16 protein-coding genes are annotated in these 19,825 nt (G+C 69.1%); 7 read left to right on the top strand and 9 right to left on the bottom strand.

Going from position 1 to position 19,825, the window contains the following annotated elements; genetic code table 11:
- Positions 1-795 (top strand): HNH endonuclease (locus LXN01_RS14255; protein WP_236866123.1); only part of this gene is annotated, 795 nt, incomplete at its 5' end.
- Positions 796-802: 7 nt separating this feature from the next.
- Here LXN01_RS14255 and LXN01_RS14250 read toward each other — a convergent pair.
- From LXN01_RS14250 to LXN01_RS14240, 3 genes are all read right to left on the bottom strand, one after another.
- A complete protein-coding gene (locus LXN01_RS14250) occupies positions 803-1,546 on the bottom strand; it encodes a nitroreductase (protein WP_236866115.1) in 744 nt (247 codons plus the stop codon).
- Positions 1,547-1,548: 2 nt separating this feature from the next.
- Positions 1,549-3,060, bottom strand: a complete 1,512-nt coding sequence (locus LXN01_RS14245) for an APC family permease (RefSeq protein ID WP_236866113.1) — start codon at positions 3,058-3,060, stop codon at positions 1,549-1,551.
- A 121-nt stretch (positions 3,061-3,181) separates the two neighbouring features.
- Positions 3,182-4,387, bottom strand: a complete 1,206-nt coding sequence (locus tag LXN01_RS14240; protein WP_236866111.1) for a DUF8462 domain-containing protein — start codon at positions 4,385-4,387, stop codon at positions 3,182-3,184.
- Positions 4,388-4,547: 160 nt separating this feature from the next.
- On the opposite strand from LXN01_RS14240, the gene LXN01_RS14235 reads away from it, so the two are divergent.
- Complete coding sequence (locus LXN01_RS14235; protein ID WP_236866103.1) at positions 4,548-4,859, top strand: hypothetical protein; 312 nt, start codon at positions 4,548-4,550, stop codon at positions 4,857-4,859.
- Between the two features lie 22 nt (positions 4,860-4,881).
- Here the strand turns inward: LXN01_RS14235 and LXN01_RS14230 are convergent, their stop codons facing one another.
- The 3 genes from LXN01_RS14230 to LXN01_RS14220 are packed head-to-tail and all read right to left on the bottom strand — an operon-like array spanning position 4,882 to position 8,803.
- Positions 4,882-6,096, bottom strand: coding sequence for an ABC transporter ATP-binding protein (locus LXN01_RS14230; protein WP_236866101.1), 1,215 nt, complete (start codon positions 6,094-6,096; stop codon positions 4,882-4,884).
- Positions 6,093-7,787, bottom strand: a complete 1,695-nt coding sequence (locus LXN01_RS14225) for an ABC transporter permease (RefSeq protein ID WP_236866099.1) — start codon at positions 7,785-7,787, stop codon at positions 6,093-6,095. Before LXN01_RS14225 ends, LXN01_RS14230 begins: the two co-directional genes overlap by 4 nt.
- Positions 7,784-8,803 (bottom strand): extracellular solute-binding protein, encoded by a 1,020-nt coding sequence (locus tag LXN01_RS14220; RefSeq protein ID WP_236866097.1) that lies wholly within the window; start codon positions 8,801-8,803, stop codon positions 7,784-7,786. Before LXN01_RS14220 ends, LXN01_RS14225 begins: the two co-directional genes overlap by 4 nt.
- Before the next feature lie 99 nt (positions 8,804-8,902).
- Here LXN01_RS14220 and LXN01_RS14215 point away from each other — a divergent pair, with 99 nt between their 5' ends.
- Positions 8,903-11,470: an AMP-binding protein gene (locus LXN01_RS14215; protein WP_236866095.1), complete on the top strand. Its 2,568-nt coding sequence runs from the start codon at positions 8,903-8,905 to the stop codon at positions 11,468-11,470.
- On the opposite strand, the gene LXN01_RS14210 is transcribed toward LXN01_RS14215, so the two are convergent.
- A complete protein-coding gene (locus LXN01_RS14210) occupies positions 11,451-13,082 on the bottom strand; it encodes a nuclease-related domain-containing DEAD/DEAH box helicase (protein ID WP_236866093.1) in 1,632 nt (543 codons plus the stop codon). The genes LXN01_RS14215 and LXN01_RS14210 overlap by 20 nt on opposite strands.
- A gap of 76 nt (positions 13,083-13,158) precedes the next feature.
- Complete coding sequence (locus tag LXN01_RS14205) at positions 13,159-14,436, bottom strand: site-specific DNA-methyltransferase (protein ID WP_236866090.1); 1,278 nt, start codon at positions 14,434-14,436, stop codon at positions 13,159-13,161.
- Between the two features lie 110 nt (positions 14,437-14,546).
- Here LXN01_RS14205 and lhgD point away from each other — a divergent pair, with 110 nt between their 5' ends.
- Genes lhgD through LXN01_RS14185 form a run of 4 tightly spaced genes read left to right on the top strand, consistent with a single transcriptional unit; the run spans position 14,547 to position 18,928 of the window.
- Positions 14,547-15,776 carry an L-2-hydroxyglutarate dehydrogenase gene (gene lhgD, locus LXN01_RS14200; protein ID WP_236866088.1) on the top strand — a complete coding sequence of 410 codons (1,230 nt, stop codon included), beginning with the start codon at positions 14,547-14,549 and terminating at the stop codon, positions 15,774-15,776.
- 1 nt (position 15,777) lies between these two features.
- Positions 15,778-16,848, top strand: coding sequence for a tellurite resistance/C4-dicarboxylate transporter family protein (locus LXN01_RS14195; protein WP_236866087.1), 1,071 nt, complete (start codon positions 15,778-15,780; stop codon positions 16,846-16,848).
- A 50-nt stretch (positions 16,849-16,898) separates the two neighbouring features.
- Entirely contained in the window at positions 16,899-18,377 is a 1,479-nt protein-coding gene (locus tag LXN01_RS14190; RefSeq protein WP_236866086.1) for a purine-cytosine permease family protein, read from the top strand.
- Complete coding sequence (locus LXN01_RS14185; protein WP_236866085.1) at positions 18,374-18,928, top strand: cysteine hydrolase family protein; 555 nt, start codon at positions 18,374-18,376, stop codon at positions 18,926-18,928. The genes LXN01_RS14190 and LXN01_RS14185 overlap by 4 nt, the downstream gene beginning before the upstream one ends.
- A 66-nt stretch (positions 18,929-18,994) precedes the next feature.
- Here the strand turns inward: LXN01_RS14185 and LXN01_RS14180 are convergent, their stop codons facing one another.
- On the bottom strand, positions 18,995-19,798 hold the full coding sequence (locus LXN01_RS14180) for an SDR family NAD(P)-dependent oxidoreductase (RefSeq protein WP_272902505.1): 804 nt from the start codon (positions 19,796-19,798) through the stop codon (positions 18,995-18,997).
- Positions 19,799-19,825 lie beyond the last annotated feature (27 nt).

Here is a 19,825-nt window from a genome sequence, read left to right as displayed (position 1 = left end):
GAGGCCGCCGACGTTCCTGTCGAGCTGCACCTGGTGATGACTGATGAGTCGCTGCTGGGCGGTGGGGCGGTTCCGGCGTGGATCCCGGGGCACGGCCCGCTGCCGGCCGAGGCGGCCCGCCGGCTGGTCGCCGATACGCGGGCGGAGGTGTTCCTGCGGCGGCTGTTCACCGCGCCGGAGTCCGGGCAGCTGGTGGGGATGGAATCTCGGCGCAGAGAATTCACCGGCTTGCTGCGGCGGATGGTGGTCCTACGTGATGACACCTGCCGGACTCCGTTCTGCGATGCCGCCATCAAGCACGTCGATCACGCCACGCCGCACCGGGATGGTGGCTCCACCAGCTGGCACAACGCCTCCGGATTGTGCGCGCGCTGCAACTACGCGAAGGAGAACCCCGGCTGGCAGCACCACGCCACCCCAGCCCAGCTGGAAGTGACAACACCGACCGGCCATACCTACACCGCGACGACGCCTCCGCTGGTCCACACCCCATCGTTGGTCCGCGCCGTGCCACCGCCTAAGCATCAAGCGCCACGGTCTGCGGCTGATCCGCCTGTCCAGCCGGTGCCACGATCTGCGGCTGATTCGCCTGGGCCGGCTTCGGGATCCCGGGGTGCACCGCCAGAAACACGAGTGGAGGTCTCGAAGGCTTCGTCGGGGCGTATCGCACTGATCTGGCCAGAGCTCTCATCATCGAAGCTGCTCGATGATCCGCTGAAGAGGCGCAGGGAAGTCTCGTCGAAGGCTGCGTCGAGCGCGGCTGTAGCCCGGCTTGCTGCTCTCCTTGCCGCCTAGTGACGGCTCAGTCCCGCAACTGCTCCACTCGAGTGACGACCTCATCCAGCGGAGCACGTTCCGTGCGGTACGAGTTGCCGGGAGCTGCATGATCCGGGAACCCGATCGCCATGCCGGCGACCACATCAACGTCATCCCCCAGTCCGAGGTAGCGATGGATGAGGTCGGTGTGCATGCCGATGGAGCCCAAAGCGCAGGCGCCCAGTCCGGCCTCCCACGCTGCGTACTGGAGCGTGGCGATGTACGAGCCAGTGTCGACCCAGCCGTATGGACCCACCTCGCGGCTGGAGGTGATGACCAGTCCGACCGGGGCGCCGAAGAACTCGTAGTTGGTCAGCGCCGCCTCGAACCGTCCCAGCATGTCCTTCCGATCGATGCCGAGCGCCTCGTAGCGCCCGTACCCGGTGACCCGCTTCCGGTGCATCTCCAGGTCGGAGAAGCGACGGGGCATCTCCAGATCGGAATGCGCGACCTTCTGCTGGGTGCGCACCGACACCTCGGCGCGGAGCCGACGACCGATCTCGGCCAGCGGCTCGCCGGTCAGGACGTGGACGTGCCACGACTGGGTGTTGGACCAGGACGGAGTTCGCTGGGCGACCTCGAGGACCGAATCCAGCAGTGGGTCGGGCACCGGGTCGCCCGTGAAATGGCGGACGCTGTAGCGGGAGGCGAGCAGCTCTGCCAGCGGACCCACCGCCTCGGCGGCGGACGTCGTCACAGCGGCGGGATTGGTGGCAGGAGCCTGAGACATCTTTAGCCTTTCGATTGTTTCCTTTCGGCGATTTTAGCCACCAGCTGCTGTTCGGCCAACGGGCCGGGCTTGATTCCTCCCGGCAGGCGGAGCATCAGGACGAGCCCGGCAAGCATCCAGATGCCGAACATCAGGTAGGACTGCGGCGCCAGCGTCACCGAGATCGGTGTGAGCTCGGGGATGTACATGAAGAACAGCGCGGCACACAGCACGGCGGCGATGACGCCGATCGCGAGGCCGCCATTGCCCCTGCCGCCGACGCGCAGCGGCCTGGGCATGTCCGGCTCGTTCTTGCGCAGGACGATGAACGCGACCGCCACGAGGCCGTAGGCGAAGACGATCATTGGCGATCCGGCATCGACGATCCACACGAGCATGGGCCGGCCGAAGAACGGCACGATCGCCGAGAGCACGCCGATGAACACCAGTGCGTTGGCCGGGGTGCGGTACTTGGGATGCAGCTGACCGAACCAGGCAGGGATCATCCCGGAGCGGGCCAGCGCCCACATCAGGCGTGAGCCGCCCATGAGGAACGCGATCCAGGAGGTGATGATGCCCGCGACGCCGCCGGCGATGACGATCTTGCCCCACACCTCGTGGCCGAGGAGGACCGCCAGGGCGTCCGCTGTCACGAGTTCGCGCTTGGCCAGCTCCTCGGCGGGAAGCGCGAGGGAAGTGGCGAAGATGATGATGAGGTAGAACGCCACTGCCATGAACACGGACACCACGACGAGCTTGCCGACCTGCTGCGGCGGGATCTTCACCTCTTCGGCCGACTGCGGGATGACGTCGAAGCCGACGAACAGGAAGGGCACCGCGCCCAGCACCGCGATGAAGCCGACAGCGCCACCGGTGAAGTAGGGCTCGGTGTTCGCGACATCACCGCCGACGACTCCGCCGACCAGGAGCAGCAGGGCCATGGTCAGCAGGAATGCCACGATCCAGGTCTGAACGAGACCGGCGAGCTTCACACCGCGGATGTTGATCCAGGTGACGATGAGTGCCGAGATCGTCCCCACGAGTGCCCATGTCAGATGAACATCGAAATCGGCGATGGTCCAGAGCTTGACCTGCTCGAGGTTCGGGAAGAGGTAGACCGCCGTCATGGGGATCGACACGGCCTCGAACAGCACGACGCTGATGTAGCCGCCTGTCATCGCCCAGGACCCGAGCATCGAGATCTTGGGCCCGATTCCGCGCATCAGGTAGTTGTGCTCTCCGCCGGCGTGCGGCATCGCCGCGACCATCTCGGAGTAGACGACCCCCACGAAGGACATGATGATGCCACCCGTGAGGAATGCGAGGAGGGCGCCGTAGGTGCCCGCGGTCTCCAGCCAGCCACCGGTCAGGGTGATCCAGCCGAAGCCGATCATCGCGCCGAAGCCGATGAAGAGCGCGTCGACCGATCCGAGCGCCCGGATGAAGCCGTGGTCCTCGTTCGAGCCGGCGGGAGGATGACCGTTCGCGGTGGCCGCGCTCGCAGCTCTGCTGTCGCTGCGCGAGGAGTCGCTCATGGCGCGCCTTTCTGTATGTCGGCGGGGGTTCAGCCCACAGCGTTCCGAGTGGGCTCGGCCACAATATACTCCTTTCTGTTTCCTGGATGTAACGTCTGATTCACTCGATGCAGCAACAGATTCACTCGCGCGGAAGCTCTCCGAGATCCTCGTCCGGTGCCTGCTCGATGAGACCGGCCGGCGCCTCCGCGAGCCCGAGGTGGACGCGCCGGAGATAGGAGCGCAAATAGGGGATCGCGAAGTCGACCACGCCCCGCTGGATCGGCCGGATGACCCCGGCGTTGATCAGGCGCGCCCGGTACGGCTGGACGTAGTTGTTGCCGACATCCATGCGCTCGGCGATGTCGGCGATGCGCGAGGGGCCGGAGTCGGCGGCCATGACGAGCACGAAGGTGCGCTCGACGGGGGACAGGTCCGCCAGGGTGGGCTCGTGGATCTGCTGCTCCATGCGCCGGCGCGCGGTGGTGATCGCCTCCTCGACGTGGGAGGCGCGGATGGTCTCGGCCTGGCCGGCTGCGCGCCAGGCGTAGAAGCCGATCGACTGCACCAGATAGGGGTAGCCGTCGCTGGCGGCGACGGCGGCGGTGATCGCCTCGTCGGTGATGGTGCGCCCGCCCTCCTCGACGGGTTCCCGCAGGGCGCGTTCGACGGCGGGCGGGGAGATCGCGGTGAGCTCGAAGCGCTCGGCACGACGGAGGAACGTCGAGTAGCGGTCGTTGACGAGGTGGTTGATCGACTCGGGCAGGCCGGCGGCGACGAAGGCGATGTCGCGACCTTCGCGGAATCCGAACTGCAGGGCGGCGGCGACCTCGCGCATGTCATTGATCGCGGCGTGATGCACCTCGTCGAGGCTGAGGAGGATGCCCGTCCGGTGAGGGGCCAGCAGATCGGCGAGCTGCTCGAGCTGGGAGCGGAGAGTGGACTGGGGCTGGTGCGCTTCGCTGACCTCGCGCTCGGCCGCGACCGAGGTGATGCGCACCATCGTCAGGCGCGATTGGGTGGCGTGCGGGTCATGTTCGCGGAGGAGTCGGGGCAGCGTGGCATGGGTGAGCCGGTCGACGAGTCCCGGCCCTGCGGTGTCGGTGATGACGATCCAGCCGGCCTGCTTGGCCGAGTCCTCGAGCTCGTTGAGGACGACGGTCTTGCCGACGCCGCGGGCGCCGGTCACGAAGATGGCGCGGCCGGGTGCGCCAGGGCCGATCTCCAGGGCCTCCTCGAACTCCGCGATGACGTTCTCCCGTTCGACGAGCAGCGGGGGAGGCGTGCCGAAGCTGGGGGTGAAGGGGTTTCGCGGGGGCGGCTGGCCAGCCTCACGAGATGCATTCATGGCGACACTTTATCAGTTGTTATTGTGTTTATCATCGAGCTCTCCGCCTGATCCGGGAGTGCTCGCCGGCTGGGGCTCTCGTTAGCCTTTGTCATCCCGTTTATCAATTCCCTGGTCTCCCGGCCGCTGCCTGGGAGGCACGGTACTAGACTCCTCAGACATGAAGGATGCACACGAAGTTCAGACCGCACCTGTCGTCGCCCTGGGGCTCATCGGTGGGTATCTCACCGCGCGTGAGACCCGGATCCGTGCCCTCGGCGGGGTCGTGCTCGGGCTGGCCGGGGTCTACGCCGGCCGCACCTGGCTGGCCAAGCGCGGACCGCTCACCACGACCGGCCTGAGCGCCGCCTACCTGCTCGGCTTCGGCCTGTCCCATCCGCTGGCCAAGAAGATCGGCGCCTGGCCGAGCGTGCTGACCGTGACCGCTGCCGTCGCTGGTGCCGCGGCCCTGGCGTCCGACCACGCGGACTGAGCCCAGCTGCGATGGCCGAACGCTATCGTGCTCGGTGGAACGTGTCCTCGGCGAGAGCCGGGGCGGGCGCAGGCAGTCCGTCCTCACGGGAGTCGAGTGGCTGACCGCCGTTCCGCCCGGGGGGTCGGGTGATCGCCTCGTCCCCGACGAGCAGTGACGGGACGATCCCCGGTGCCACCCCCACTGCTACCGCCGTGCCCACCGGATAGCGCACGCCGTTGTGCTGCCAGGAGCGCAGCCGTCGTCCCGAGGGAAGCTGCACCGTGTGCAGCACGAAGGCGCCGTGGTACTCCACGGCTGCGACACGGGAAGCAGAGCTCGGGTCGGCGCGGAGGGCGACTTCGTGCGGTCGCAGCACCACCTCGACGTCGACATCGCTGTCGGCCCAGCCCGGAACAGTGGAGACGATCCCGATCTCGCAGGTGAGCAGGGCGCGGTCGACATGTGCCGGGAGGAAGTCCGCATCGCCCATGAAGGAGGCGACGAACCGCGACGCCGGCTGTTCGAACACCTTCTCCGGCACGTCTGCCTGCTCGATGGCACCCCCGCGCATCACCACCACCCTGTCACCCACGGACAGTGCCTCGGTCTGGTCGTGGGTGACCAGGACGCCGGTGGTGCGCGTCTCGCGCAGGGCGGCGACGGTGTCTGCTCGCAGCTGGGCCCGAAGCGACTCGTCAAGGCTGGAGAAGGGCTCGTCGAGCAGCACCACCTTCGGTGCCGGGGCCAGAGCGCGGGCCAGAGCAGCCCGCTGCTGCTGCCCGCCGGAGAGCTCATGCGGGTAGCGCCCGGACAGGTGCGCCATCCGCACCAGTTCGAGCGCTTCATCTACTCGGACGCGACGCTCGGCCCGGGCAGCACGGTTGAGCCCGAAGGCGACGTTCTGAGCCACGGTGAGGTGTGGGAACAGCGCATAGTCCTGGAAAACCATCCCCACCCGCCGCCGTTCCGGCTGCTGGAACCGGCCGCTGCCGGCGACCGTCTCTCCCGCAATGCGGATCGTGCCTGCATCCGGGCGCTCCAGGCCGGCGATGAGGCGCAGCAAGGTCGACTTGCCGCAGCCGGACGGGCCGATCACGGTGACGAGCTCGCCCGGCGCCACTGTCAGCTGCAGATCCCGCGCGGCGACGACACCGCCGTAGTGTTTGCCCACACCCTCCAGGGTGAGCGCCGGCGGAGTCGCATCGGCAGTACCGCGGGTCGGGGCTGGGGAGCGGGTCGTCGGCTTGTCGGTCATCTGTCCACCTTTCCGTCGGTGCTGTGGGATTCTGCTCGCCTCACCTGACGGAAGAGGAGCAGCACCGGGGCCACCGCGACGGTGACGATCAGCAGCGAAGGCAGGGCAGCCTGCTCCCAGAAGTTCTCCCGCGCGAGATCGTAGACCCACACGGACAGCGTTGTGAACCCGAACGGCCGCAGGAGCAGCACGATGGGCAGCTCCTTCACGGCGTCGATGACCACCAGCACCAGCGCCACCGCGACTCCAGAGCGCGCCAACGGCAGGTGGACTCGGCCCATGACGCGAACAGGAGAGGCACCCAGCGTCAGCGCGGACAGCGTGGTGCTGGGGGAGATCTTGGCGAAGCTGGCATCGACGGCCTGATAGGCCGGGGCGAGGAACCGGACGGTGTAGGCGTAGACGACTCCGGCGACAGAGCCGGTCACCAGCAGGCCGGTGCCGCCGGGGACCCCCGCCCGGACCAGCGCCTCGTCGAGGTGGGCGAAGGAGAGCAGCACGCCGATGCCGATCACCGCGCCCGGCACCGCGTAGCCGAACGTCGTCAGCTGAGCGGCGAAGGCTCCGATCCTGCCCCCCATCCTCCATCCGTGTGCGATCATGACGGCGAGGGCGGCACACAGCAGTGCCGTGATCACCGCGACGAAGAGGCTGTTCGTCAGATAGTCGACGAATCGCGGATCGACGAGCGAGGCGCTGCCGTCGTGAAGACCTCGTGCGGCCCAGAGGGCCAACTGCGTCACAGGCAGCGCGAACCCCGCCAGCAGCACGGAGACCCCGACGCCCGTGGCGGTCCAGGCCTGCCAGCCGGTCAGGATCCTGGGCTGAATGCCGCGTCCGCGGCCGCCCTGCTGGTGGAACCGTGCGCGTCCCCGCAGACGCCGCTCTCCAGCGAGCACCGCCACAGCGAAGAGCAGGACCACCACGGACAGCTGGGAAGCGGCCGCGAAATCGAAGCTGCCCTTCCAGACGAGGTAGACCCCCACCGACACGGTCTTGACATTGAAGTACTGGACGGTGGCGAAGTCGGTGAGCGTCTCCATCATCACGAGCGCGAGCCCTGCCGCCAGGGAGGGGCGCGCCATCGGCAGCACCACTCGCCACAACGCCCGCATTCTGCTTGCTCCCAGAGTGCGTGCGGCTTCGTAGGTTCCGGCGGCGTGCTCGAGGAGCGCGTTGCGAGCCAGCAGGTAGACATACGGATACAGGGTCAGCGACAGGACAAGGGCGGCTCCCGGGAGCGAACGCACCTCCGGCACCCACACCTCGGGCCCGAACGCAGATCGCAGCGCCGACTGGAGCGGCCCCGTCACGTCGAAGATCGACAGGAAGACGAATCCGAGGATGTAGGCCGGCATCGCCAGCGGGAGCACCAGCAGCCAGACCAGCGCGCCGCGCAGCGGGAAGCGATAGGCAGTGACCAGCCACGCCAGACCCCCGCCGATCACCAGGGTGCCGAGACCCACGAGGAGCATGAGCAGCACGGTGGTCACGGCCATCTCGCCGGCGCCCCTGGGCAATCCGCCCGCGGCCAGGCCGCCCGCCCCGTCGACGAGCACGGCCAGCACCGGGGTCGCGACCAGCGCAGCGATGGCGACGACGAGCAGCGCCCATGCAGGACGGCCGCCGGGAGCGGTGATCCGCCTGTGCTCCCTGCGGCCCGCCTCGGCGAGGATGCCCGCCTCGGTCACTCGTAGCCGGCCTCGGCGAGCAGATCCACGGCCTCGGCGTTGAGATCTCCGTACGCTTCCGCGTTCAGCGGCATCCGCTTGAACTCACCGAACCCGGCGATGACCGGCTCCGGCTCGACATCCGGATTGACCGGGTACTCGTGGCTGGCGTCCACGAAGGCGCTCTGCCCGTCGGTGGCCAGCCATTCGATCAGCTGCTGGGCCTGCTCCGGATTGTCCGAATGTGTGGCCACCCCGGCTCCCGAGATGTTCACGTGGGTGCCCGCGCCCTCCTGGCTCGCCCAGAACACCTCGACATTCATGTCCGGGTTCTCCTCCAGCTGCCGGGCCACGTAGTAGTGGTTGTTGATGCCGACGTCGCAGGCGCCGGTGTCGATCGCCTCGAGCAGCAGGGTGTCGTTGCTCATGATCTCGACGTCGTTGGCCACCCAGCCCTTGACGATCTCCAGCGCCCGGTCGCGTCCGTGCAGGTCGATGAGCGAGGCGACCAGGGATTGGGTATAGGCGGAGGTGGCATCGCGCATGCACAGCCGGCCCTTCCACTTCGGGTCGGCCAGCCCGGCGTAGGTCTCCTCGGCATCGAACTCGGAGGGCTCGACGTTCTCCGGATTGAAGGTGGTGGTGCGCGCGCGCATCGCCAGGCCGAACCACCGGTCCTGGGGGTCCCGCAGGTCCTCGGGCACCGCTTCCTCCAGGGCTGCGGAGTCGAGGGGCGCCAGCATGTCCTGCTGCGCGGCATTCCAGAGATTGCCCGCGTCCACCGTCATGAACACGTCCGCGGGGGATCTCTCGCCCTCGGCGCGCAGTCGCTCGAGCAGCTCGGCGTCGTCTCCGGTGATGAACTCCACGCTCACGCCGGAATCCTCGGTGAACGTGGCGAAGGCCTCCTCAAGGTCGTAGTGGCGAGCAGTGTAGATCTGCAGATCCGCCTGCTCCTCGCCGACGCCGAGGGCGCCGCATCCGGAGACGGTCAGGGCCGCGGTCACTGTCGTGGCAGCGAGCAGGTGCCTTCGCACGTTGAACTCCCTTCGCCCCTGCGCTCGTCGGCCGGGGCAATTCAGTAAGACAAGCCTTTCGTATTGTGTTTAGGGTAGCCTACCTTTAGTGTTCCGCCTATGGTCACAGAACAGGCTTTCGATCTCCTGCCGTTCACAGCCGCCCTCGACGCTCACGGGGACCGGCCGGCAGTCATGACGGACGAGCAGGTGCTGACGTACCGCGAACTCTCCGACCGCGTCGAGGACGTTGCGGCGCGGCTGCGCTCCGCCCGGCGGCTTGTCGCGCTGCGTGCGGGCAACGATCTGGGCTCCCTGGTCGGCTATCTGGGAGCACTGCGGGCGGGCAGCCCCGTCCTGCTGGTGTCCACCGAGAGCGGATCCTCGGACAGCGTCATGGCGGCGTACGATCCCGACGTGATCCTCGGCTCCGACGGCTCGGATCCGGTCATCGAGGAGCTGCGCGCAGAGAGCCGCCACGAGCTGCATCCGGAGCTGGCGCTGCTGCTGACGACCTCGGGGTCGACCGGTAGCCCCAAGCTCGTGCGCCTGTCCTATCGCAATCTGCGCTCCAACGCGTACTCCATCGCCGAGGCGCTGCAGATCACCCCCGACGACCGCGCCGCCACCACGCTGCCGATGCACTACTGCTACGGCCTGTCCGTCGTGCACAGCCATCTCCTGCGGGGTGCGGCCCTGGTGCTCACCGACCTGTCCGTCGTCGACCCGTGCTTCTGGGACCTGTTCCGCGCACGGCGGGCCACCACCTTCGCGGCAGTCCCCTTCACCTTCGAGCTCCTCGACCGAGTCGGGTTCGCCGACATGGACCTGCCGCACCTGCGGTACGTCACCCAGGCCGGCGGACGGCTGGCGCCCGAGGCGGTGCGCCGGAACGCCGAGCTCGGCCGCCGGCGCGGGTGGGACCTGGTGGTCATGTACGGCCAGACCGAGGCGACGGCTCGGATGGCCTACCTGCCTCCCCACCTCGCGGCCGCCCATCCGGAGGTCATCGGGATTCCCGTGCCCGGCGGGGACTTCCGCATCGACCCCGTGCCCGACCTGCCCGCCGGCGAGCTCGTCTACACCGGACCCAACGTGATGATGGGCTATGCCCTCGAGCCGGGCGACCTGGCCCAGGGGCACACGCTCAGCGAGCTGCGCACCGGTGACCTGGCCCGCCGACACCCCGACGGCCTGTACGAGATCGTGGGACGGCGCAGCCGATTCGCGAAGATCGTGGGACTGCGCATCGACCTGGGACAGGTCGAGAAGCTCCTCGCGCAGGACGGCATGAAGGCTGCGGCCGCGGGATCCGATGAGCGGATCGTCGTGGCGGTCGAGGACTGCCCCGACGCCGTCGCCGGCGCCGACCTCTGCCCCGACCCCGACCCCGACGCCGACCAAAACTCCGACGCCGCCGCCCGGTCGCTGGCGCAGCGGCTGGGTGTGCCGCGTGGCGCGGTCGACGTCCACTCAGTTCCTGAGCTGCCGCGCCTGACCAACGGCAAGACCGACTACGGCGCGGTGCTGGCGCTTGGGGGAGCGCGCTCTGCGCCGGAGCCGGCAAGCGGGAGCGAGGGCGAGGCGCCCCGGATGGACCCGGTCCGGCGGATCTTCGCTGAGGAGCTCGGCCTCCGGGAGATCGACGACGAGAGCAGCTTCGTCGACCTGGGAGGCGATTCGCTGTCCTATGTCGCGGTCTCGGTCCGGCTGGAGCAGGCGCTGGGGCAGGTGCCCCCGGACTGGCACGTGCTTCCGGTGGAGCGCCTCGCCGCCCTCGCGGATGAGGCCCCGTCCGGCCGGAAGTGGCTGGGCGCGCTCGATACCAGCATCGTGCTGCGCGCGCTGGCCATCGTGCTCATCGTCGGCACCCACGCGAAGCTCTTCGATCTGCCGGGTGCGGCGCATGTGCTCATGGCGGTGGCAGGGTTCAATTTTGCGCGCTTCCAGCTGTCGGGGGATCGCGCCGAACGCCTGACGCGCCAGCTGCGGAGCATCGGGCGCATCGTCGTGCCGAGCGTGGCGTTCATCGCCGTGGCCTACCTGCTGACCGACGCGTACAGCCCTGCGAACATCGTGCTGCTCAATGCCCTGGTGGGGCCGGAGACCTGGACGACCGAGTGGCACTTCTGGTTCATCGAGGTGCTGGTCTACGTGCTGCTGGTGATGGTCGCCCTGCTGGCCGTGCCCTGGGCCGACCGCGTCGAACGGCGCGCCCCCTTCACCTTCCCGCTCGTCCTGTTCGGAATCGGCCTGCTGCCCCGGTTCGGTCTGCTGGATCCCGGGGTGCCCCATACCCTGCCGGTGCTCTGGCTGTTCGCCCTGGGATGGGCGATCGGTCGGGCTGACACCCCCGTGCGGCGCCTCGCCGTCTCGGTGCTGGCCGTTCTCACGGTGCCGGGCTTCTTCGGCGAGCCCGCGCGGGACGGCATGATCGTCGTCGGCATTCTGCTGCTCACGTGGGTCCGGGCGGTCCCCGTGCCCACCGGGCTGCACGGTGTGCTGGGTCTTCTGGCGGGCGCTTCGCTGCACATCTACCTCGTCCACTGGCTGGTCTACCCGCAGCTGGTCGGGATCCACCCCGCACTTGCCGTTGTCGCGTCCCTTGCGGCAGGCGTGGGCTACTGGGCACTGACTGCTCACCTGCCGCGCACGTGCCGGCAGTGGATCACTGCGAAGGGTCGATGAGATCGGCCAGCCCCGCCAGGAACTGCTGATCACCCACGACCACCAGCTTCGCGCGGGCCCGCGACATGCCGACGTAGAGCATCTCTCGGGCCCGGTCGAGATCGCGGAAGCCGTTGACGCAGAGCACGACTGCACGGCGCTCGAGCCCCTTGAAGCCGAGCACATGCCCGTAGAACACGTTCTCCCTGGCGAAGAACTGGTCCCAGTAGGCGCTGTTGCCCTCGGTCTCGACGATCTCGCGCTGCACGGGATGCCGCCGGAATGTCGTCAGCAGCGCGATGTCGCCGGGCGCCCACCCATCGTCGAGCAGCCGCTCGACCACCCCGTCCGCCGTCGCCACGGCATCCTCGGCGGGAACGTCGATGTACTCGACCTCCTCGCCGGAGCCGTTGCGCAGCACCGGCGCCTCGTCCGCCAGGTAGCCGAACGCCTCGGCGATCTGGACGGAGTTGCGGAGGTTCTCGTCGAGCTGGAACGGGCTCATGGTGATGGGGGAGTCGCCGTAGCGGTCGAAGATCCGCTGCAGCTCGTCGGTGAAGACGTAGAGGATCCCCTCCGACTGGTTGCGCAGGCAGGACTGCACGGCCTCCCACCACAGCTTGGAGAAGTCCTGGCCCTCGTCGATGACGATCGCGTCGAACAGCTCGATCCGCGGGCGCTCGTCGGCGAGCTGCTTGAGGCGGGTCGGCAGCGTCACCTCCCAGTACTCGGAGTCGTCGTCGGTGCCCCGGGGTGCGCCCCACGAGATCGGCAGGTCATGGAACAGACCGACGTATGCCGGTCGCTCGTCCTCCGGCCAGCTCGCGGTGGTCAGCTCCAGGTAGCGACCCAGGCCGCGCGAATAGCACATCAGCGCGACCCGCAGGCCCTGTTTGGCGAGCGTGCGCGCCTTGATGAGCGCCAGGTGGGTCTTCCCCGACCCCGCACCGCCGCTGATCTCGGCGCGGCGCTGGTGGCGGAGGATGCGGATGAGCTTCTCCTGCTCGACCGTGAGCACGTTCGCCGCGTCCTCGATCTCCGCGGCGCGCAGCTGCACGTTCTCGATCGCTTCGTGGGTGCGGCGGAGATTCTTGAGCACATGCTCGAAGGTGACGAAGGGCTCGTCGCGGTCAGGATCGAATGCGCGGCGCAGGGCGAGGGCGACCGCCTCCGCGGCCCGGTCCAGCTGGGTGGCGTCGATGAGGATCTCGCGCTCCGCCTCGGGAACGGTCCAGTCGCCCGGCAGCTCGGTGTACGGGAACGCCGCAAGGTGGACGACCGGGCCAGGGATCGTGGACACGCAGCGCCGGAGGTAGTCGATCAGGGTGTGCTTGGCGACCATCGCCTGCTCGACGGGCGACCTCTTGAGCCGGTTGCGATGTCCCTGGCCGTTGGTCGTGTGCCAGTGCCCGTCTGCGACGCCGACGCGCCCGCCCTTGACCTCGATCACTGCGATGCCCTGTCCCGGCCACAGCACCAGGAGGTCGATCTCGACGTCGCGGTTGTCCAGCGTCAGTCGTTGGCCGTGGATCAGCGTCGCGTCGTCGGGAAGCTGCTCGCACAGTGCGGTCCACACGGTCTGCTCTGCAGTGGAGCCGCGGAAGTCCGGTCGCTCCGGGATGAGATGCGCCATATTCCGACCCTAGCGGGTCCGGCGGAGCCAGGAGCGGGCCGAAGGAGCCGGTGCCGGAACCGCAGCCCGCAGCCCCTCACGCATCCGGCGGCGGCAGTCGGACGTCGACGAACTCGACGTCGAGCTCGGGGTGATCGGACCGGAGCGCCTCGCCGGCTCGCCGCACCCGCTCGCGCATGAGCTCGCTGATCGTCGTGATCGCGCCCCCTTCTCCCGAGGCGCCCCCCGCTTCCGAGGCGCCGGCCGCCTCGGCGCCCGTGCGGGCTCCGGGCACGTCCCGCAGCTCCTCGGGCTGTTGGACGAGCACGAACCTCCGGTCGCCGCCGTCGGCTGCGTTGAGCTCCATCACCGCCTGGCCGGTGGTGCCGGAGCCGGCGAAGAAGTCGAGCACGATCGCCTCGCGGTCGAAGAACGTCTGCGAGCGCACCAGCGTGCGGATGAGCTCCAGCGGCTTGGGGTAGCCGAACAGCCCGCCGAGCCCCAGCGCCTCCAGATCCCGCCGGCCGCCCTCGTTGAGCGCCTTGATGATCGAGTACATCTTCGAGCTCGCGTCCTCGGCCGGCGTCAGCCGGACCACGGCGTGCTTCCGGGCGCCGTCCGGGGCGGGATCACCCCACGGCCGCAGCCGCAGCGTGCCGGCTGCTAGGCCGGCGTCCACCTCGGCCTTCTTCGCAGGGCCCCGGACGGCGAGGATGTCCTCGTACATCAGCCGGCGCTCCGCCCCACGGGTGTACTTCCCGAAGCTCACTCGCAGCACGTCGTCGTCGACCAGGAAGCGGCGGTCGCCGATCGTCTCGTACTTGGCCGGCGGCCGCTTCTCGGTGAGGAACGGTCCGACCGCCTGCGCATTCCGCGCCCACACGAGCACGAAGTCATGGCCGCGCACGAAGGACCTGGCGTTTCCGCCGCCCTTCGCGCGCTGCTGGACGAACGAGCCCAGGTAGTTCTCCTCGCCGAACACCTCGTGCCCGAGCAGCTGCAGATGCGCGTTCTCCCGGTCGTCGATCGAGATGAAGACGACGCCGTCGTCGCGCAGCAGCTCACGCGTCAGGAGCAGGCGGGGCAGCATCATGTTGAGCCAGCCGCTGTGGCCGGCCGCCCCGAAGGTGTCGCGGTACGGCAGTGTGCTGCCGGTGTTGTAGGGCGGATCGAGGTAGACGACCTTGACCTGTTCGCGGTGGGTGCGGCGCAGCAGGTGGAGCGCCTCGAGGTTCTCGCCCTCGATGGCGATGTGCCGGTCGCGGGGAAGGCCGCACTCGGCTCCGCGCAGTCCGACCTGCTCAGCCGACCGCGGTGCCGCGAGTGCCGCTGCGGCGGATTTCCCGGGCCAGTCGAGGACCCAACCGTTCTCCACCGACTCATTCTCCTCAGACATCCAGCGCGGGCGCGTCACCTGGGCATTCGCCCGGCGACCCACCTCGGCGACCCTGTTGTGTCCAGGGTGGGTTCTGTCAAGATAGCACCATGAGGATCTCACGCATCGCCGTCGTCGGCGGCGGCATCATCGGCACCGCCGTCGCACGCGAGCTCGCCCTCCGCTGCGAGGACGCGACCGTCACCATCTTCGAGAAGGAGCCCTACCTGGCCGCCCACCAGACGGGCCACAACTCCGGCGTCGTCCACGCCGGCCTCTACTATGAGCCGGGCAGCCTCAAGGCCAGGCTGTGCCGCACCGGCGTGGCCAAGCTCGTCGAGTACAGCGCGGTGAACGGCATCCACTACGAGGAATGCGGCAAGCTCGTCGTCGCCCACACCACCGCCGAGGTCGACCGTCTGGAGGCGATCTTCGAACGTGCCAAGGCCAACGGCGTCCCGCACGTGAAGCTGCTCGACCGCAACGAGATGCGCGAGGTCGAGCCCCACGTCCGCGGGGTGCTCGCCCTGCACTCGCCCCACACGGCGATCATCGACTTCGCCAAGCTGGCGGAGTCCTTCGCCGCCGACGTCACCGCGGCCGGCGGGCGGATCGAGTACAACTCAGAGGTTGCCCGCCTCGACACCATGGGCAATGAGGTCCGCGTCGCGCTCGCCCTGCCCGGCATCGACTCCCGCACCACCGAGGACGGCGGGTCCTTCGACCTCGTCGTCACCTGCGCCGGCCTGCAGGCGGACCGCCTGGCGGCCGCCTCGGGACTGGATTCGAACCCCAGGATCGTGCCGTTCCACGGCGACTACTTCGTCATCGACAAGCCCGACGCCGAGGTGGTCCGCGGCCTGATCTACCCGGTGCCGGACCCGGCGTTCCCGTTCCTCGGGGTGCACCTGACCAGGCGGATCGACGGCGCGCTGATGCTCGGCCCCAACGCCTTCGTCGCCCTCGGGCGGGAGAAGTACGAGCGCGGCGGCTTCGACCTGGGCGACATCGGCTCCACACTGGGCTTCAAGGGGTTCTGGAAGTTCGCCTCCCAGAACGTCCGGGCCGCCGCGCGCGAGGCGCGCACCGCGCTGTCGCCCAAGGCCTTCATCGAGGAGGCGCAGAAGTACGTGCCCGACATCGACCCCGCCACCGTCAAGCCGGGCCCGCGGGGAGTGCGCGCGCAGGCGATGAACCCGGACGGCTCGCTCGTCGACGACTTCGTCATCACCACCCGCGGACGGCTGACGCAGGTCCGCAACGCGCCTTCCCCGGGCGCGACGAGCTCGATGGCGATCGCCGAGTACGTCGCCGACAAGGCGCTCGGCGCGCTGCGCTGAGATGGGTGTCCTCGCCAGCACCGTCCGCGGTCTGCCGCCGGGCTACTTCGCGCTGGTGATGGCGACCGGCATCGTCTCCCTGGGGCTCAAGCTCGGCGGGTTCGAAGTCGGTTCGGCAGTGCTGCTGGTGCTGGCCGCGCTGGCCTACACCGTGCTCCTGGTGCTCTTCCTCGCCCGCCTGATGTTCTGCTGGCGCGAGTTCAGCGCCGACGTCCAGAATCCGCAGGTGTCCTTCGGGTTCTTCACCTTCGTGGCCGGCTCCAATGTGCTGGCCGTCCGCCTGGCGGCAGACGGGATGGCGACGCCCGCAGTGGCGCTCGCGATCATCGGGCTGGCGGCCTGGCTGGCGTTCGGCTATGTGGTGCCCTGGGCGGCCCTCCTCGGGCAGGGGGAGCGACCGGGGCTGCAGGCGGTCAACGGCACCTGGTTCATCTGGTCGGTCGCCAGCCAGTCGGTTGCGGTCAGCGCCGCCGTGCTCGACACCGCGCTGCCGCAGTTCGGCAACATTCTGGGCATCGTCGCCGTGCTCTCGTGGTCGGTGGGCATCGTGCTGTACTCGGGCATCGCGATCTACCTGTCGCTGCGGGTGATCATCCACGGGATCCGGCCCGAGGACTTCCAGCCGCAGTTCTGGGTGGCGATGGGGGCGATGGCGATCGCCGTGGTCGCCGGCTCTCGGATCGTCGGGATGTCGTCGACTCCGATGGTCGACGCCATCCGGACGCTGGCCGCGGGCAGCTCCGTCGTCTTCTGGTGCTTCGCGGCATGGCTCATTCCGCCGCTGATCGCCGGCGGGATCTGGCGGCACTGGATCCACCGGGTGCCGCTGCGGTACGAGGCGGGGCTGTGGTCGATCATCTTCCCGCTGGGCATGTTCGCGGTCGCCAGCATGAGCCTGGGGACCGCGGATCGCCTGCCGATCGTGGAGGCAGTGGGCGATGCCTGGCTGTGGGTGGCGGTGGCCGGCTGGCTCCTGGTCGCAGTCTCGCTTGCCGTCCGCGTGGTTCGGAGCCTGCGAGGGCGACGAGCGTCACATAGATTTGTGCACAAACGCGCAAACCCGGTGGCATGATGGAAGCACGCCGTGAACGGCCACGGCGGAGTCGACGGACAGGGACGATCATGGCTGACAACGCACCCCTCATCGAGATGACCGGCATCGAGATCGTCGAGGACTCGCAGCGCACGGCCAGACCCTCCGACCTGTTCTGGCCCTGGTTCGCCGCGAACGTCTCCGTGTTCGGCATGAGCTACGGGCCGTGGGTGCTCGGCTTCGGCATCTCCTTCTGGCAGGCCACCATCGTCGCCGTCATCGGCATCGTCGTCTCGTTCTTCCTCTGCGGGCTGATCGCGATCGCGGGCAAGCGCGGGAGCGCGCCGACCATGATCCTGTCGCGGGCGGCGTTCGGCGTCCACGGCCAGAAGGTGCCCGGCATCGTGTCCTGGCTGACCTCGATCGGCTGGGAGACCTTCCTGGCGATCACCGCGGTGCTGGCCACCGCGACGGTGTTCCAGACCCTCGGCTGGGCCGACGGCACCTGGGTCCGGGTGATCGCCGCGATCGTGGTCGCCGGCATCATCGTCACCGCCTCCGTGCTCGGCTACCACACGATCATGAAGCTGCAGTCGGTGCTGACCTGGGTGACCGGCATCATCACGATCCTCTACATCATCCTCGTGATCCCGCACATCGACTTCGCCGCAGTGATGTCGCTGCCGAACGGCTCGGTGCAGCAGATGATCGGCGCGCTCGTCATGGTGATGACCGGCTTCGGGCTCGGCTGGATCAACATCGCCGCCGACTGGTCCCGCTATCAGAAGCGCTCCGCCTCGGACGGCTCGATCGTGCTGTGGAACACGATCGGCGGCTCGGCCGCCCCGGTCATCCTCGTCACCGTCGGCCTGCTGCTCGGCGGCTCCGACCCGGCCCTGCTCGAGGCGGTCGCCGCCGACCCCGTCGGCACGCTGGCCGTGCTGCTGCCCACCTGGGCGCTCATCCCGTTCTGGATCACCGCACTGCTGGCGCTGGTGTCCGGCGCTGTGCTGGGCATCTACTCCTCGGGCCTGACGCTGCTGAGTCTGGGCATCAGCATCCCGCGACCGCTCGCCGCCGGGATCGACGGCATCATCCTGACGATCGGCACGATCTGGGTGGTCTTCTTCGCCCAGGACTTCCTCGGGCCCTTCCAGAGCTTCCTCATCACCCTGGGCGTGCCGCTGGCCGCCTGGGCGGGCATCCTCATCGCCGACATCCTCACCCGCCGCGAGGATTACCACGAGCCCTCGCTGTTCAACCCGGACGGCGTCTACCGGGCCTTCGACTGGACGAGCCTCATCACCATGGCCGTCGCCTCGGTGCTCGGCTGGGGGCTGGTCATCAACCAGTTCGCCGAGGAAGCGGCGTGGAACAACTGGCAGGGCTATCTGCTCCCGGCAGTCGGCGGCCGCGACGGCACCTGGGCGTACGCCAACCTCGGGGTGCTGCTGGCGCTCGTCCTGTCCTTCGTCGCCACCCTGATCCTGCGCCGGCCGACCATCCGCCGGCAGGAGCAGGCCGCGCGCGTACTCCGGGACAACGCCGAGGCGGGTGCCGGGGCATGAGCCGGCCGCACCTGGTCGTCATCGACCCGCAGCACATCTTCGCGTCCCCGGACTCCGCGTGGGGTTCGCCGTTCTTCCCCGAGGCGTTCGCCAGGATCCGCGAGCTCGCGCCCCTGTTCGACGGCCGGGTGACCGTGACGCGCTGGCTGCCGACCGCCGACCGGGCCACCGCGTGGGGCGACTACTTCCGGGAGTGGCCGTTCGCGGACGTGGCGGCGGACAACCCGCTGTACGACCTCGTCGCCGGTGCCGCCGAGCTGTCCCCGCACCCGCCGGTCGAAGAGCCGACCTTCGGGAAGTGGGGCGAGGCGCTGGCAGCCCGCCTGGGCCCGGAACCGCATATGGTGCTCACCGGAGTGTCGACCGACTGCTGCGTGATCTCGACGGCGCTGGCGGCCGCCGACGCCGGGGTCCGCACGCTGGTCGTCGAGGATGCGTGCGCGCACTCGACCGCGGAGAACGGCCGGGCAGCGCTGCACGTGATGAGCCTCTTCGGTCCCCAGATCGAGCTCGTGACCACGGCGGAGGTGCGCCGGCGCCTCACGGCGTGACCGGGAACCGCGCCGTTCCCGACTACGCCGGCGCCTCACAGTGTGACGTCGTTCCCGGGTTCGGCCTCAGACGTGGAACATCGACATCCCGCCGTCGACGGGGATCACGGTTCCGGTGACGTAGCTCGACGCCGGCAGGCACAGGTTGAGCGTCATCTGCGCGACCTCCTCGGGCCGGCCGTAGCGGCGCATCGGCACCCGGCGGCGGGCGTACTTCGCCTTGGCCTCCTCGGGGTACTTGCTCGTCATCCCGGTCTCGATCGGCCCCGGGCAGATCGCGTTGGCCGTGATCCCGAACTCCGCGAGCTCGATGGCCATGCTGCGGGTGATCCCGACGACGCCGCTCTTGGACGCCGAATAGCTGATCAGGCCTGCCTGCGACACGAGCGCCTCGGTGGAGGCGATGTTGACGATGCGCCCTGCGTCCGATGCCTTGAGGTGGGGCAGGGCCGAACGCACCAGCCGCACATGGGCGGTGAGGTTGATGTCGAGGACCTCCTGCCAGACGTCCTCGAACTCCTCGTCGCTCTGCTCGGTGACATTGTTCCGCCGCGAGACGCCGGCGTTGTTGACCAGCAGGTCGATGCCGCCGAACCGGTCGACGGCCGCCGTGACCAGCTTCTCCAGATCGGCAGGCTGCCGCACATCGCACTCGACGGCGAGCACCTGTGCCGCATCACCGCCGGTTGCGCCCAGCTCCTCCACCTCCCGCGCCACATCGGTCAGCTGCTCGGCGCTGCGGTCCGCGAGCACCACCCGGGCGCCCTCCGAGGCGAAGAGCAGGGCAGTGGCCCGACCCATGCCGCTGGCGGCGCCGGTGATGACGGCGGTCGAGCCGGCGATCGAGCGGGAGGCGAATTCGATGGGCATGAGGACTCCTTCGTCCGGGGAACAGTG

The organism is Brevibacterium daeguense (genome assembly GCF_021729135.1).
Lineage (GTDB): Bacteria > Actinomycetota > Actinomycetes > Actinomycetales > Brevibacteriaceae > Brevibacterium > Brevibacterium daeguense.
The sequence above is the reverse complement of the archived record's forward strand: the minus strand, read 5'-3'. Positions and strand labels throughout refer to the sequence as shown.